13 protein-coding genes are annotated in these 16,422 nt (G+C 55.4%); all 13 read right to left on the minus strand.

The window, feature by feature from the left end; genetic code table 11:
• The coding region (locus tag G505_RS0117420; protein WP_028110707.1) for a GTP-binding protein at positions 1-518 on the minus strand (518 nt) is incomplete at its 3' end.
• 57 nt (positions 519-575) lie between these two features.
• Entirely contained in the window at positions 576-2,675 is a 2,100-nt protein-coding gene (gene fusA, locus G505_RS0117425) for an elongation factor G (protein ID WP_028110708.1), read from the minus strand.
• An 80-nt stretch (positions 2,676-2,755) separates the two neighbouring features.
• Positions 2,756-3,226 carry a 30S ribosomal protein S7 gene (rpsG, locus tag G505_RS0117430; RefSeq protein WP_028110709.1) on the minus strand — a complete coding sequence of 157 codons (471 nt, stop codon included), beginning with the start codon at positions 3,224-3,226 and terminating at the stop codon, positions 2,756-2,758.
• An 84-nt stretch (positions 3,227-3,310) separates the two neighbouring features.
• Positions 3,311-3,685 carry a 30S ribosomal protein S12 gene (gene rpsL, locus G505_RS0117435; protein ID WP_028110710.1) on the minus strand — a complete coding sequence of 125 codons (375 nt, stop codon included), beginning with the start codon at positions 3,683-3,685 and terminating at the stop codon, positions 3,311-3,313.
• 231 nt (positions 3,686-3,916) lie between these two features.
• Entirely contained in the window at positions 3,917-8,116 is a 4,200-nt protein-coding gene (gene rpoC, locus G505_RS0117440) for a DNA-directed RNA polymerase subunit beta' (RefSeq protein ID WP_028110711.1), read from the minus strand.
• 80 nt (positions 8,117-8,196) lie between these two features.
• A complete protein-coding gene (gene rpoB, locus G505_RS0117445) occupies positions 8,197-12,225 on the minus strand; it encodes a DNA-directed RNA polymerase subunit beta (RefSeq protein ID WP_028110712.1) in 4,029 nt (1,342 codons plus the stop codon).
• Positions 12,226-12,453: 228 nt separating this feature from the next.
• Entirely contained in the window at positions 12,454-12,819 is a 366-nt protein-coding gene (gene rplL, locus G505_RS0117450) for a 50S ribosomal protein L7/L12 (protein ID WP_028110713.1), read from the minus strand.
• A gap of 47 nt (positions 12,820-12,866) precedes the next feature.
• Positions 12,867-13,370 carry a 50S ribosomal protein L10 gene (rplJ, locus tag G505_RS0117455; protein WP_028110714.1) on the minus strand — a complete coding sequence of 168 codons (504 nt, stop codon included), beginning with the start codon at positions 13,368-13,370 and terminating at the stop codon, positions 12,867-12,869.
• A 238-nt stretch (positions 13,371-13,608) separates the two neighbouring features.
• Positions 13,609-14,313: a 50S ribosomal protein L1 gene (gene rplA / locus G505_RS0117460; protein ID WP_028110715.1), complete on the minus strand. Its 705-nt coding sequence runs from the start codon at positions 14,311-14,313 to the stop codon at positions 13,609-13,611.
• A gap of 4 nt (positions 14,314-14,317) precedes the next feature.
• Complete coding sequence (gene rplK, locus G505_RS0117465; protein WP_028110716.1) at positions 14,318-14,746, minus strand: 50S ribosomal protein L11; 429 nt, start codon at positions 14,744-14,746, stop codon at positions 14,318-14,320.
• Between the two features lie 119 nt (positions 14,747-14,865).
• Complete coding sequence (gene nusG, locus G505_RS0117470; RefSeq protein WP_028110717.1) at positions 14,866-15,411, minus strand: transcription termination/antitermination protein NusG; 546 nt, start codon at positions 15,409-15,411, stop codon at positions 14,866-14,868.
• Between the two features lie 3 nt (positions 15,412-15,414).
• Positions 15,415-15,786 (minus strand): preprotein translocase subunit SecE, encoded by a 372-nt coding sequence (secE, locus tag G505_RS0117475; protein ID WP_028110718.1) that lies wholly within the window; start codon positions 15,784-15,786, stop codon positions 15,415-15,417.
• Positions 15,787-16,015: 229 nt separating this feature from the next.
• The coding region (locus G505_RS0117480; RefSeq protein WP_028110654.1) for an EF-Tu C-terminal domain-related protein at positions 16,016-16,422 on the minus strand (407 nt) is incomplete at its 5' end.

Genomic DNA, 16,422 nt, shown 5'->3' on the forward strand with positions numbered 1-16,422 from the left:
CCCTGAATTACAGGCAGGTCGTCACCGGGGAATTCGTACTCAGACAGCAGTTCACGAACTTCCATCTCTACCAGTTCCAGCAGCTCTTCATCATCTACCATGTCACACTTGTTCATGAATACGATGATGTAAGGTACGCCTACCTGACGAGACAGCAGGATGTGCTCACGGGTCTGAGGCATTGGGCCATCGGTGGAAGCTACTACCAGGATCGCGCCGTCCATCTGAGCAGCACCGGTGATCATGTTCTTAACGTAATCAGCGTGTCCGGGGCAGTCTACGTGGGCGTAGTGACGGGTAGGAGTATCGTACTCTACGTGAGAGGTAGAGATGGTGATACCACGCTCACGCTCTTCAGGAGCGTTATCGATGGAAGCGAAGTCCTTGGCCTCACCACCGTATACTTTAGCCAGTACGTTGGTGATAGCAGCGGTCAGAGTGGTTTTACCGTGGTCAACGTGGCCGATAGTACCAACGTTAACGTGCGGTTTTGAACGTTCAAATTTTTCTTTAGACACGTCGTGTTCCTTTCAATTTACATAAGTACCCGGGCGCGACCCGGGTATTAAAGGGATTTAGCCAAATCGGCCATCGATTACAGCTTGAGCTACGTTTTGCGGTGCTTCGTTATACTCCAGGAACTCCATGGAGTAGGAAGCGCGACCTTGGGTAGCAGAGCGCAGATCGGTAGCATAACCAAACATTTCGGCTAATGGCACCTTAGCGCGGATAATTTTCAGCCCGGCTGGGCCATCATCCATACCGTCGATCATTCCGCGGCGACGGTTGATGTCGCCAACGACGTCACCCATCCAGTCTTCCGGAGTGGTGACCTCAACCTTCATCATCGGCTCAAGCAGAACGGGATCCGCTTCCATGGCACCTTTCTTAAAGCCCATGGAACCCGCGATCTTAAACGCCATTTCATTGGAGTCAACATCGTGGAAGGAACCGTCGAACAGAGTGACCTTGACATCCAGCATTGGGAAGCCTGCCAGTACACCCATGTCCATCTGCTCTTTACAGCCTTTCTCTACCGCAGGGATGTATTCCTTGGGAACCACACCACCCACGATGTCGTTGACGAATTCGAAACCCTCGCCAGCCTCTTTGGGCTCCATCTTGAGCCATACGTGACCATACTGGCCACGACCGCCAGACTGACGAACGAACTTACCTTCAACTTCCACCTTGGAGCGGATGGTCTCACGGTAAGCTACCTGAGGTTTACCAACGTTGCAGTCAACGCTGAACTCACGCTTCATTCGATCAACGATAATATCCAGGTGCAGTTCGCCCATGCCGGAGATCAGGGTCTGGCCGGATTCCTCATCGGTCTCCACGCGGAAGGAGGGATCCTCCGCAGCCAGCTTGCCCAGGGCAATGCCCATCTTCTCCTGGTCGGCCTTGGTACGAGGCTCTACCGCGATCTGAATGACCGGCTCAGGGAACTCCATGCGCTCCAGAATCACCTTTTGATTCATGTCGCACAGGGTGTCACCCGTGGTCACATCTTTCAGACCGATGGCAGCAGCGATGTCCCCGGCGCGCACCTCCTTGAGCTCCTTACGGTCGTTGGAATGCATCTGCACGATACGACCAAAGCGCTCACGCTTCTCCTTAACGGAGTTGTAGACGGTGTCACCGGTGCTCACTACACCAGAGTAAACCCGGAAGAAAGTCAGGGTACCAACAAAGGGGTCGGTGGCGATCTTAAACGCCAGAGCAGAGAAGGGCTCGTTGTCGTCGGAGTGACGCTCAACTTCGTTCTCACGCTCATCCACACCTTTGATGGCAGGCACATCAATAGGAGCTGGCAGGTATTCCACAACGGCATCCAGTACCGCCTGAACGCCTTTGTTCTTAAAGGCGGAACCACAGGTGGCCAGAACAATCTCGTTGTTCAGGGTGCGGCTACGCAGGCCCTGACGAATCTCCGCTTCAGACAAGTCACCCTCTTCCAGGTACTTGTTCATCAGCTCATCGGATGCTTCTGCGGCGGACTCTACCATGTACTCCCGCCATTCGGTGGCCGTATCGACCAACTCGGCAGGAATCTCATCGTAGCTGAAGGTCATGCCCTGGTCCGCTTCGTTCCAGTTGATGGCCTTCATCTTCAGCAGGTCGATGACGCCCTTGAACTCATCTTCGGCACCGATGTTCAGCTGGATTGGCACACAGTTGGCCCCCAGACGATCACGGATCTGCTCGATAACGCGTTCAAAATCAGCGCCAGCGCGGTCCATCTTGTTGACGAACACCATACGCGGAACCTGATACTTGTCAGCCTGACGCCATACGGTCTCAGACTGAGGCTCAACACCGGAGGAACCACAGAACACCACCACAGCGCCATCCAGTACACGCAGGGAACGCTCTACCTCAATGGTAAAGTCCACGTGTCCGGGGGTGTCGATGATGTTGATGCGGTGCTCGGGGTACTGACCCTCCATACCACGCCAGAAGGTGGTGGTCGCAGCAGAGGTGATGGTGATACCACGCTCCTGCTCCTGCTCCATCCAATCCATAGTTGCGGCGCCATCGTGCACTTCACCGATCTTGTGTGACAAACCGGTGTAGAACAGCACCCGCTCAGTGGTGGTAGTTTTACCGGCGTCAACGTGAGCACAGATACCGATGTTGCGGTAGCGCTCTAGTGGAGTAGTACGAGCCACGATTTCTTCCTCTTATCCCGGTAATCGCCCGGGAGATCATGCAAAACAGGCGCAGCACACACTGTGCTGCGCCGTCGCGCTTACCAACGGTAGTGGGCAAACGCCTTGTTGGCTTCGGCCATGCGGTGAACGTCTTCACGCTTCTTAACCGCAGAACCTTTGTTGTCGGCAGCGTCCAGCAGCTCACCTGCCATACGCAGAGCCATCGATTTTTCGCCACGCTTACGAGCAGCTTCCACCAACCAGCGCATGGCCAGGGTGTTACGACGAACTGGGCGAACTTCAACCGGCACCTGATAGGTTGAACCACCTACACGACGAGATTTAACCTCGACTGCAGGACGGATGTTCTCCAGAGCAGTTTCAAAAATTTCGATGTGGTCTTTACCGGACTTGGAAGCAGCGGCTTCCAGGGCACCGTATACGATGCGCTCGGCAGTGGACTTCTTACCGTCCAGCATTACCACGTTTACAAACTTGGCCAGAAGCTCAGATCCGAACTTAGGATCCGGCAGAATTTTACGTTGACCTACGACGCGACGTCTTGGCATGGGATGTCTCCGATTTCTTCAGGTATATCCAAAACAGGATGTACAAAAACTAAAAGTTGCTTGGCCTTACTTAACGGAGAACCATTAAGACTTAGGACGCTTGGCACCGTACTTGGAACGGCCTTGGCGACGATCGCTCACGCCAGCAGTATCCAGGGCACCACGAACGGTGTGATAACGCACACCTGGCAGATCCTTAACACGACCGCCACGGATCAGGACCACGGAGTGCTCCTGCAGGTTGTGACCTTCACCACCGATGTAGGAGGTCACTTCAAAACCGTTGGTCAGACGAACACGGCACACTTTACGCAGTGCAGAGTTCGGCTTCTTAGGGGTGGTGGTGTATACACGGGTGCACACGCCACGCTTTTGAGGGCACGCTTCCAGAGCCGGAACGTTGGTCTTAACGACCTTCGATTGGCGAGGCTTACGTACCAACTGGTTTACAGTAGCCATTGATTACTCCAATTGATGTTTACTACTCATTTTCAGGTGCGAAAAATCGACCCCCAAAAAGGGGGACGCGGAATTTTAAGCACCCGCAGACCGGGTGTCAAGAAATAGCCAGAAGGATCAGGCGTTGTAGGCAAGATTCCTTGCCACCTGTACTCCCTACGGGCCATTTTCCGGCCTAAAACTAAAAAGGGGCGCCTTGGCGCCCCTTTCTCATTTGCTTATGCCAGAGGCTTAATCGTCGGCGGCGTTCAGCAGATCCGCCAGGTTCTGCTCCGCTTCCGAGGCGCTCACCACAGGCGCCACTGGCTCCTCTTGGGCATTACGCTGCTCGTGATAAGCATAGCCAGTACCGGCCGGGATCAGTCGACCCACAATCACGTTCTCCTTCAGGCCGCGCAGGTCGTCCTGCTTGCCGCTTACTGCCGCTTCGGTCAGTACGCGGGTGGTCTCCTGGAAGGAGGCCGCGGAGATGAAGGATTCGGTGGCCAGGGAGGCCTTGGTGATACCCAACAGTTCCAGCTCGAAGGTGGCGGGCTGCTTGCCCTCGGCGATGAGGTTACGGTTGATGATGTTCACCCGTGCCACTTCAGCCTGTTCACCTTCCAGCAGATCAGAATCACCGGCGCTGGAGATGATGCACTTACGCAGCATCTGGCGAATGATCACCTCGATGTGCTTATTGTTAATCTTCACACCCTGCAGACGGTAAACTTCCTGCACTTCGTTGACGATGTAATTGGCAACGGCATGGATGCCACGCAGACGCAGAATGTCATGCGGAGCCTCTGGACCGTCGGCGATCACTTCGCCACGCTCAACCTTCTCACCTTCGAACACGTTCAGGTTACGCCACTTCGGAATCATCTCTTCGTATGGCTTGCCGCCATCGTGAGGAGTGATCACCAGGCGACGCTTGCCCTTGGTCTCTTTACCGAAGGAGATGGTACCGGTGATTTCAGCCAGGATCGCAGGCTCTTTCGGCTTACGGGCTTCAAACAGGTCGGCCACTCGTGGCAGACCACCGGTAATATCCTTGGTACCGCCGGATTCCTGAGGAATACGGGCCAGGGCATCACCCACGTTCACGGTGGCGCCGTCGTCGATGCTGACAATGGCGTTGCCGGACAGGAAGTACTGGGCCGGCACTTCGGTGCCAGGGATCATCAGTTCGTTACCGGATGCATCCACCAGTTTCACCGCAGGACGCATCTCTTTACCGGCGCTGGTGCGCTGGTTGGGATCCAGAACTACGATGCTGGACAGACCGGTCAGCTCGTCGGTTTCACGCTTCATGGTGACGCCGTCGATCATGTCAACGAACTTAATCACACCCTCTACTTCGGTGATGATTGGGTGCGTGTGCGGGTCCCAGTTGGCAACGATGTCACCGGCGGCAACCGCATCTTCCTCGGCCTTCTCCAGAACCGCACCGTAAGGCAGCTTGTAGCGCTCCTTCTCACGACCCAGCTCATCGATGATCGCCAGCTCGGTGGAACGAGAGGTGATAACGATCTTACCGTCGGAGTTGGTTACGTACTTGCTGTTGTGCAGCTTCAGGCTACCGGCGTTCTTCACCTGTACGTTGGACTCAGCAGACGCACGAGATGCCGCACCACCAATGTGGAAGGTACGCATGGTCAGCTGGGTACCGGGCTCACCGATGGACTGGGCGGCAACCACACCAATGGCCTCACCCTTACCAACGATGTGGCCACGGGCCAGGTCACGGCCGTAACAGTGGGCACACACGCCGAAGTCGGTCTCACAGGTAATAACGGAGCGAACCTCAACCTCATCCACGGAGTGCTCTTCGAGGATGTCACACATCTTCTCGTCAAGCAGGGTGTTGCGAGGCAGCAGCACTTCGTCTTCGGTGCCAGGCTTGATCACGTCACGGGCAATCACACGACCCAGTACGCGCTCACGCAGCGGCTCAACCACATCACCACCTTCAATCAGCGGCTTAACGGTCAGGCCCTGTTCGGAACCACAGTCGTTCTCGATGATCACCAGATCCTGAGCCACGTCCACCAGACGACGAGTCAGGTAACCGGAGTTCGCGGTCTTCAGTGCGGTATCCGCCAGACCCTTACGAGCACCGTGAGAGGAGATAAAGTAATCCGCTACCGACAGACCCTCTTTAAAGTTCACTTTAATGGGGGTTTCGATAATGGAGCCATCTGGCTTGGCCATCAGGCCACGCATACCGGCCAGCTGACGAATCTGAGCAGCACTACCACGAGCACCGGAGTCGGCCATCATGAAGATGCTGTTGAAGGAGCCCTGATCTTCCTCTTCACCGTCACGGTTGATGACGATTTCGGTCTTCAGGTTCTCCATCATCGCCTTGGAGACTTTCTCGTTGGCGCTGGCCCAGATGTCGATCACCTTGTTGTAGCGCTCACCGGCGGTCACCAGACCGGCCTGGAACTGCTCCTGAATCTCGGTGACTTCCTCTTCGGCGGCCTCGATGATGGTCTTCTTGGCTTCTGGCACTACCATGTCGTCGATACCTACGGAGGTACCGGAACGAGTGGCGTAGTGGAAGCCGGTGTACATCAGCTGGTCAGCGAAGATCACGGTGGGCTTCAGGCCCAGGATACGGTAGCAGCTGTTCAGTACGCCGGAGATCGCCTTCTTACCCATGTCCTTGTTGATGTGCTCAAAGGCCAGGCCCTTAGGCAGAATCATGGACAGGATGGCACGACCTACGGTGGTGTCGACAATCTTACGCTCTTGCTGGATCTCGCCATCTTCACCCACGAAGGTGTCGGTGATACGAACCTTCACGCGGGCGTGCAGGTTGGCGGTCTTGGTACGGTAAGCTTTCTCGGCTTCGGCCACGGAGGTAAACACCATGCCTTCACCCAGATCGTTCACCTTCTCACGGGTCATGTAGTACAGACCCAGTACCACGTCCTGGGAAGGAACGATGATGGGATCACCGGAAGCGGGCGACAGGATGTTGTTGGTGGACATCATCAGCGCACGGGCTTCCAGCTGGGCTTCCAGAGTCAGGGGTACGTGTACCGCCATCTGGTCACCATCGAAGTCGGCGTTATAGGCCGCACACACCAGGGGGTGCAGCTGGATCGCTTTACCTTCGATCAGCACGGGCTCAAACGCCTGGATACCCAGACGGTGCAGAGTCGGTGCACGGTTCAGCAGAACCGGATGCTCACGAATCACTTCGTCCAGTACGTCCCAAACCTCGGGCACTTCGCGCTCAACCATCTTCTTGGCGGCTTTGATGGTGGTGGCCAGGCCACGACCTTCCAGCTTGCCGTAGATGAAGGGCTTGAACAGTTCCAGAGCCATCTTCTTGGGCAGACCGCACTGATGCAGACGCAGAGTAGGACCTACGGTAATTACGGAACGACCGGAGTAGTCCACACGCTTACCCAGCAGGTTCTGACGGAAACGACCCTGCTTACCCTTGATCATGTCGGCCAGGGATTTCAGAGGACGTTTGTTGGAACCGGTGATGGCACGACCACGACGGCCGTTATCCAGCAGGGCATCCACGGACTCCTGCAGCATACGCTTTTCGTTGCGTACGATGATGTCAGGGGCCGCCAGGTCCAGCAGGCGCTTCAGACGGTTGTTACGGTTGATCACACGACGGTACAGATCGTTCAGATCCGAGGTCGCGAATCGGCCGCCGTCCAGAGGAACCAGAGGACGCAGATCCGGTGGCAGAACCGGCAGAACCGCCATGATCATCCACTCAGGCTTGTTGCCGGAGTGGTAGAAGGCTTCCATCAGCTTCAGGCGCTTGGTCAGCTTCTTGCGGCGGGTCTCGGAGTTGGTCTGAGGCAGCTCTTCGCGCATCTCGTTGATCTCGCTCTCGAGATCGATGGCTTTCAGCAGCTCCAGGATCGCCTCGGCACCCATGCGGGCGTCGAACTCGTCACCGTGCTCTTCCAGGGCGTCCAGATACTCCTCTTCGGTGAGCATCTGGCCCTTCTCCAGGGAGGTCATGCCGGTTTCGATCACTACGTAGCTTTCGAAGTACAGCACGCGCTCGATGTCACGCAGGGTCATGTCCAGCAGCAGACCGATACGGGAAGGCAGGGACTTCAGGAACCAGATGTGGGCTACCGGGCTGGCCAGCTCGATGTGACCCATGCGCTCACGGCGCACCTTGGTCTGGGTAACTTCAACGCCACACTTTTCGCAGATAACACCGCGATGCTTCAGGCGCTTGTACTTGCCACACAGGCACTCATAGTCTTTTACCGGACCAAAGATACGTGCACAAAACAGGCCGTCACGCTCTGGCTTGAAGGTACGGTAGTTGATGGTTTCCGGCTTCTTAACTTCACCGAAAGACCAAGAGCGGATCATGTCTGGGGAGGCCAGACCGATCTTGATACCGTTAAACTCTTCAGACTTGTTCTGCTTCTTCAGAAACTGGAGTAAGTCTTTCACGTTCATCTCCTAGTGGAGGTTTAACCTCGGTGCCTCGCCTCCTGGCGAGGCACCGCGTCATATACCGCTCAGCGGGTGGCTTATTCCTGGTCCAGCTCGATGTTGATACCGAGGGACTTGATCTCTTTCAACAGTACGTTGAAGGACTCAGGCATACCAGGCTGCATGGAGTGGTTACCGTCGACGATGTTCTTATACATCTGGGTACGACCGTTCACGTCATCAGACTTCACAGTCAGCATCTCCTGCAGGGTGTAGGCGGCGCCGTACGCCTCAAGTGCCCACACCTCCATCTCACCGAAGCGCTGTCCACCGAACTGAGCCTTACCACCCAGCGGCTGCTGGGTAACCAGGCTGTAAGAACCGGTGGAACGGGCGTGCATCTTGTCGTCAACCAGGTGGTTCAGCTTCAGCATGTACATGTAACCCACGGTTACAGGACGCTCGAAGTTGTCACCGGTACGGCCATCGTACAGAGTAACCTGACCGGAAGCTGGCAGACCGGCAAGAGTCAGCAGGTCCTTCACTTCGGACTCGCGGGCACCGTCGAATACCGGGGTGGCCACAGGCATACCGCCTTGCAGGTTCTTCGCCAGGCGAATCACCTCCTCGTCGGTGAAGGTGTTCAGATCCACCTTCTGCTGGGCTTCACCGAGATCGTACGCCTGCTGGATGTAGTCACGCAGTTCGGCAATCGCCTTCTGCTGCTCCAGCATGGCGGTGATCTTGGTACCGATACCACGGGCCGCTGCACCCAGGTGAACTTCCAGGATCTGACCGATGTTCATACGGGACGGTACACCCAGAGGGTTCAGTACGATGTCCACAGGAGTACCGGTCTCGTCGTAAGGCATATCCTCAACGGGAACGATGGTGGAGATTACACCCTTGTTACCGTGACGACCGGCCATCTTGTCACCAGGCTGAATGCGACGCTTCACCGCCAGGTAAACTTTGACGATCTTCAGGACACCAGGAGCCAGGTCGTCGCCCTGGATGATCTTGCGGCGCTTGATCTCGAACTTCTTGTCGAACTCGGCGCGCAGCTCTTCGTGCTGCTCGGCCAGCTGTTCCAGTTCGGTCTGCTTGCCTTCGTCATCCAGAGGCAGTTCCAGCCACTTGGCGCGGTCCATCTTGTCCAGCTGAGCTTCGGACATGCCGGAAGCCAGCAGCAGGGAGCGAGCACGGTCATAAACACCGTTCTCCAGGATGCTGAACTCTTCGGTCAGATCCTTCTTCGCTTCCTTGAGCTGCATCTCTTCGATCTCGATGGCACGCTTGTCCTTCTCCACGCCGTCGCGGGTAAAGACCTGTACATCGATCACGGTGCCGTAAACGGAGTTAGGCACACGCAGAGAGGAGTCCTTCACGTCGGACGCCTTCTCACCGAAGATGGCACGCAACAGCTTCTCTTCCGGAGTCAGCTGGGTCTCACCCTTAGGCGTGACCTTACCAACCAGGATGTCACCAGGCTTCATCTCGGCACCAACGTACACGATGCCGGACTCGTCCAGTTTGGACAGAGCGGACTCACCTACGTTGGGGATGTCGGCGGTGATCTCTTCGCTGCCCAGCTTGGTGTCACGAGCAATACAGGAGAGTTCCTGAATGTGGATGGTGGTCAGGCGATCTTCCTGAACCACACGCTCGGACAGCAGGATGGAATCCTCAAAGTTGTAACCGTTCCAGGTCATGAACGCGACGCGCAGGTTTTGACCCAGCGCCAGCTCACCCAGATCGGTGGAGGGACCATCGGCCAGAACGTCACCACGGGTTACCGGCTCACCGACGTTACAGACGGGACGCTGGTTGATGCAGGTGTTCTGGTTAGAACGGGTGTACTTGGTCAGGTTGTAGATGTCGATACCGGCTTCGCCTGGTACCAGCTCATCTTCATTCACCTTCACTACGATGCGGGAGGCATCGACGTAATCCACCACACCACCACGCTTGGCTACGGCGGTCACACCGGAGTCAACGGCAACGTTACGCTCCATTCCGGTACCAACCAGAGGCTTATCCGCCTTCAGGGTAGGTACGGCCTGACGCTGCATGTTCGCACCCATCAGGGCCCGGTTAGCATCGTCGTGCTCCAGGAACGGAATCAGGGACGCCGCCACAGAAACGATCTGAGACGGAGAGATGTCCATGTACTGGATCTGATCCGCAGTCATGAAGCCGGGCTCGCCCTTGTAACGGCTGGCGATCAGCTCTTCCTCAGGCAGGCGGTTGTTCTCGTCCAGGTTGGTGTTGGCCTGGGCAATAACGAAGTTGCCTTCCTCGATGGCGGACAGGTAATCGATCTCTTCGGTCACCACACCGTCGATAACGCGACGGTAAGGGGTCTCCAGGAAGCCGTACTCGTTGGTACGGGAGTAGCTCGCCAGGGAGTTGATCAGACCAATGTTTGGACCTTCAGGAGTTTCGATGGGGCACAGACGACCGTAGTGGGTCGGGTGTACGTCTCGAACCTCGAAGCCGGCACGCTCACGGGTCAGGCCGCCTGGGCCCAGTGCAGAGATACGACGCTTGTGGGTCACCTCAGACAGTGGGTTGTTCTGATCCATAAACTGAGACAGCTGGGAAGAACCGAAGAACTCCTTCACGGCCGCAGAGATAGGCTTGGCGTTGATCAGGTCCTGAGGCATCAGGCTGTCCAGGTCACCCAGGGACAGACGCTCGCGCACAGCACGCTCAACACGCACCAGGCCGACACGGAACTGGTTCTCAGCCATCTCACCGACGGAACGGATACGACGGTTACCCAGGTGGTCGATATCGTCCACCTCATCGTTGCCGTTACGGATCTCGATGATCTTCTGCATCACCTCGACGATGTCGTTCTTGTCCAGTACGCCGGCACCGGTGGATTCACCACGGCCAAGACGACGGTTGAACTTCATCCGACCCACGGTAGACAGGTCGTAGCGATCTTCAGAGAAGAACAGGTTCTCGAACAGCGCTTCGGCAGCTTCGCGTGTTGGCGGCTCACCGGGGCGCATCATGCGGTAGATCTCAACCAGAGCTTCCATACGCTCCTGACAGGAGTCGATGGCCAAAGTGGTAGAGATGTACGGACCTGAATCCAGGTCGTTGGTGTACAAGGTGTTGAATGACTTGATGCCGGACTGGGACAGCTTGGCCACGTCCTCCAGGCTCATCTCCTGGTTGGCGGCTACCAGCAGTTCGCCGGTGGCTTCGTCCACGTAGTCTCTGTCGGACACTTTGCCGACCAGGTACTCAACGGGCACTTCCAGTTCGGTTTGACCGGCTTTCTCCATGGCGCGGATGTGACGGGCGGTCACGCGGCGGCCAGTTTCAACCAGTACTTTGCCTTCGGCATCTTTGATGTCGAATACGGCAGTTTCACCACGCAGGCGCTCTGGCACCAGGGCCATAACCAGCTTGTCCTTCTTGATGGAGAACTCCAACTTATCGAAGAACATGTCCAGCATCTCGTCGGTGCTGAAGCCCAACGCGCGCAGCATGATGGTGGCAGGCAGCTTACGACGACGGTCGATACGGACAAACAGGTTGTCCTTAGGATCGAACTCGAAGTCCAGCCAGGAGCCACGGTAAGGGATAACACGGGCGTTATACAGCACCTTACCGGAGGAGTGAGTCTTACCACGGTCGTGGTCGAAGAACACACCTGGGCTACGGTGCAGCTGGGAAACGATCACACGCTCGGTGCCGTTTACCACAAAGGTGCCATTCTCGGTCATCAGAGGAATGTCACCCATGTACACTTCCTGCTCTTTGATGTCCTTAACGGCACCGCCGTTCTCCTTGTCCATCAGGACAAGGCGCAGTTTTACCCGCAGGGGAGCGGAATAGGTAATGCCTCGGATCTGGCACTCTTTTACGTCAAATACGGGCTCGCCCAGCTTGTAACTCACGTACTGCAGCTCGGCGTAACCGGAGAAGCTCTTGATCGGGAATACACTGCGGAAAGCAGCTTCCAGACCACGCTCGCCGTCTACGTCTTGCTCCAGGAAGTTTTGGAACGAGTCCAGCTGGATCGACAGCAGGTAAGGGATGTCCAGAACTTTTGGACGCTTACCAAAGTCCTTACGGATGCGTTTTTTTTGAAAATCGGAGTAAACCATTTGGTTCCTCTGCTCGCTCTTTGGTGACCCATCTGAGCCCACGCACTTGCAACACGCCATTCTCGGGGTGCAAGAACCCAACCAATAATCTCTGCCAGGTCCGCGATCCTATGATCGGCGACAAACGGTGGGAAGTTTGTCAGCGCTATACAGCGCAAAAAGGCCGGTGGTTAATTAACCACCAGCCTTACCTAAGCCGTAGCCTAGGCTCGTAAGCTATAGAATAGCTTACTTGATCTCAACAGAACAACCGGCTTCTTCCAGTTGAGCTTTCAGACCTTCTGCTTCTTCTTTAGAAACAGCTTCTTTAACGGCTACTGGAGCGGACTCAACCATAGCTTTGGCTTCTTTCAGGCCCAGGCCGGTTGCGCCGCGAACAGCTTTAATGGCACCAACTTTGTTGGAACCAGCGCCGGTCAGCATTACGTCAAACTCAGTTTGCTCTTCAGCAGCAGCAGCTTCGCCGCCACCGGCAACTACTGCAGCAGCAGCAGATACGCCGAACTTCTCTTCCATAGCTTCGATCAGCTCAACAACGTCCATTACGGACATTTCAGCTACGGCTTCGATGATTTGGTCTTTAGTGATAGACATTACTAACAATCCTAAAAAATTAGTTTAAAAAGTTTAAGCAGCGAGCCTTAGGCAGCTTGCTCTTCTTTTTGGTCGCGCAGAGCAGCCAGAGTACGTACCAGCTTGCCAGCAGATGCTTCCTTCATGGTCATCATCAGCTGTGCAATCGCTTCGTCGTAAGTAGGCAGCTTGGCCAGACGGTCAATCTGCTCGGCGGGGATCAGTTCCCCTTCGTAAGCAAGGGCTTTTACCTCGAACGCTTCTTCTTCTTTGGCGAAGTCTTTGAACAGACGCGCCGCAGCACCTGGGTGCTCGTTGGAGAAGGCGATCAGGGTAGGACCACTAAATGCGTCGGTCAGGCACTCGTAAGGAGTACCTTCAACGGCACGCTTGGCCAGGGTGTTACGCACAACGCGCAGAACAACACCAGCTTCACGAGCGCTTTTACGCAGAGCAGTCATGCTGCCTACAGTAACGCCGCGAGAATCGGCAACTACAGCAGACAGAGCACCTTTGGCAGCTTCGTTGACCTCAGCGACAATTGCTTTCTTGTCTTCGAGTCCTAATGCCATTGGCTTTTACTCCTGGATTCCACCTAGGTTTTAACACCTAGAAACTTAACAATCCCCATCTCTGGGGAACGACACGGTGGTTAGGTTCCAGAAGATCAGAAATCTTCCAAGGTCCTGTTTCACCGTCTACGCAGGGAATTAAGCCTTGCGGCACCTGCGGTCTCGGACGAGGGCCAGCAAGCTGGCCTCGACCTTAAGGGCGCGAAATTATACTCGATAACTTAGCGCCCTGTAAACTTTAAGCGGTCTGGGTTTCCAGAGTCGCCTGGTCCACGGATACACCGGCACCCATAGTGGTGGAGATAGCCACCTTCTGGATGTACTGACCTTTGGAGGAAGCAGGCTTGGCCTTCTTCAGGGCGATCAGCAGAGATTCCAGGTTTTCTTTCAGCTGAGCAGCGTCGAAAGAAACCTTACCGATGGTGGTGTGGATGATGCCGTTCTTGTCAGTGCGGTAGCGAACCTGACCAGCTTTGGCGTTCTTAACAGCCTCAGCAACGTTAGGGGTTACGGTACCGGTCTTAGGGTTAGGCATCAGGCCGCGAGGACCCAGGATTTGACCCAGTTGACCTACAACGCGCATTGCATCAGGAGAAGCAACAACTACGTCGAAGTTCATTTCGCCTTTCTTAACCTGCTCGGCCAGATCTTCCATACCAACCAGGTCGGCACCGGCTTCTTTGGCGGCTTCGGCGTTGGCGCCCTGAGTAAATACGGCAACACGTACGTCACGACCGGTGCCGTGAGGCAGTACGGTAGCGCCACGAACGTTCTGGTCGGATTTACGAGGATCAACACCCAGGTTAACGGCAACGTCAACGCTCTCTACGAACTTGGCGGTGGCCAGTTCTTTCAGCAGAGCAACGGCTTCATTGATTTCGTACTCGCGAGTAGCATCAACTTTCTCACGGATTACGCGCATGCGCTTAGACAGTTTAGCCATCGTCTTATCCCTCAACTACCAGGCCCATGGAACGAGCAGTACCGGCAATGGAGCGCTTCATCGCTTCAATGTCAGCACCAGTCATGTCGGCAGCCTTGGTCTCAGCAATCTCTTGCAGCTGAGCGTCGGTTACCGTACCAACCTTCTCGGTGTTAGGACGGCCGGAGCCAGACTTAACGCCAGCAGCCTTCTTCAGCAGTACAGACGCTGGAGGAGTCTTGGTGATGAAGGTGAAGGAGCGATCTGCGTAAACAGTAATTACAACAGGAATTGGCAGACCTTTTTCGATCTTGTCAGTACGGGCGTTAAACGCCTTACAGAATTCCATGATGTTTACACCGTGCTGACCCAGAGCAGGACCAACTGGTGGTGAAGGGTTAGCGGCACCAGCTGCTACTTGCAGCTTGATGTATGCTTGGACTTTCTTAGCCATTTTTCAATACCTCAATTGGGTTCAAACGTCAGGATCACTGACTCCCCGTGAATAAAGGGGCAGCGGATTATATACAAATCTTCTGCCCCTCAACAAACATTTTTTTGACCAATTTATGATCAGGACTTTTCCACCTGGGAGAAGTCCAGCTCCACCGGAGTGGAACGACCGAAAATCAGTACAGACACCTTCAGGCGGCTCTTTTCGTAGTCCACCTCTTCGACGGTGCCGTTGAAGTCGGCAAATGGGCCATCGTTGACCCGAACCACTTCGCCGGGCTCGAACAGAGTACGCGGCTTGGGAGACTCGGTGGACTCCTGCAGGCGGTTCAGGATGGCGTTCGCCTCCTTCTCGGTGATCGGCGCTGGACGGTCAGAAGTGCCGCCAATAAAGCCCATCACACGGGGGGTGTTGCGCACCAGGTGCCAGGAGGCGTCATTCATCTCCATCTGCACCAGCACGTAGCCAGGGAAGAACTTACGCTCGCTCTTGCGACGCTGACCGGCACGCATCTCAACCACCTCTTCGGTCGGTACCAGTACCTCACCGAACAGATCTTCCATACCGTGCATCTTAATGTGCTCTTTCAGGGTTTTGGCTACGCGAGACTCAAAACCGGAAAAAGCCTGCACCACATACCAGCGCATGTTTTGTTCTTCAGACATCTATTAAACCCCAGTAATCAAACTAACGATGTTAACCAGAGCCATATCCAGCAACCACAGGACAAAGGCCAGCACGGCAGTCACGGCAAAAACAATCAGCGTGGTCTGCATGGTCTCCTGGCGAGTTGGCCAGACTACCTTACGAACTTCCAGGCGAGCATCCTGCGCAAAGGCCCAAGCCTCTTTGCCCTTCACTGTGGTGGCAGCAATGCCCAGGCCGGCAGCGATGGCAATAACCACGCCGATGGCGCGGATCAGAACAGATACAGTATCAAAATAGTAGTTGCCCACTACGGCAGCCAGCAGAACCAGCACAGCCAGAGCCCATTTCAGGGTATCCAGCGAACCACCTTGATTTTCAATATTGGTACTCATTACAACAATCCTGTTAACCAGCGGAAAGAATCATCCGCTGCTGTTGCGATGACAGCCATGCCAGGGTAGGGATCCACTGACTCTCCGGGAGAAGGACCACCCCCCGGCTACCACCGTAAAAAAAGCAGCCCTAGATTCTATTCATTCTGCTATCTGCTTACAAGCCGCACAGGCAGACAAATGCGAAAAGGGCGCCCAATGGCGCCCTTTTATCATAGCGAGATATCGATTACTCGATGATCTTAGCTACAACACCAGCACCTACGGTGCGGCCACCTTCACGGATAGCGAAGCGCAGGCCATCGTCCATCGCGATTGGGCAGATCAGGGTAACAACCATCTTGATGTTGTCACCAGGCATTACCATCTCAACGCCTTCTGGCAGCTCAATGGTACCGGTTACGTCAGTAGTACGGAAGTAGAACTGAGGACGGTAGCCTTTGAAGAATGGGGTGTGACGACCACCTTCATCCTTGGACAGTACGTATACCTCAGACTCAAACTTGGTGTGAGGAGTGATGGAACCAGGCTTAGCCAGTACCTGACCACGCTGTACTTCATCACGCTTGGTACCACGCAGCAGAACACCACAGTTCTCACCGGCACGACCTTCGTCCAGCAGCTTGCGGAACATCT

Source organism: Ferrimonas futtsuensis DSM 18154 (assembly GCF_000422645.1).
GTDB lineage: Bacteria > Pseudomonadota > Gammaproteobacteria > Enterobacterales > Shewanellaceae > Ferrimonas > Ferrimonas futtsuensis.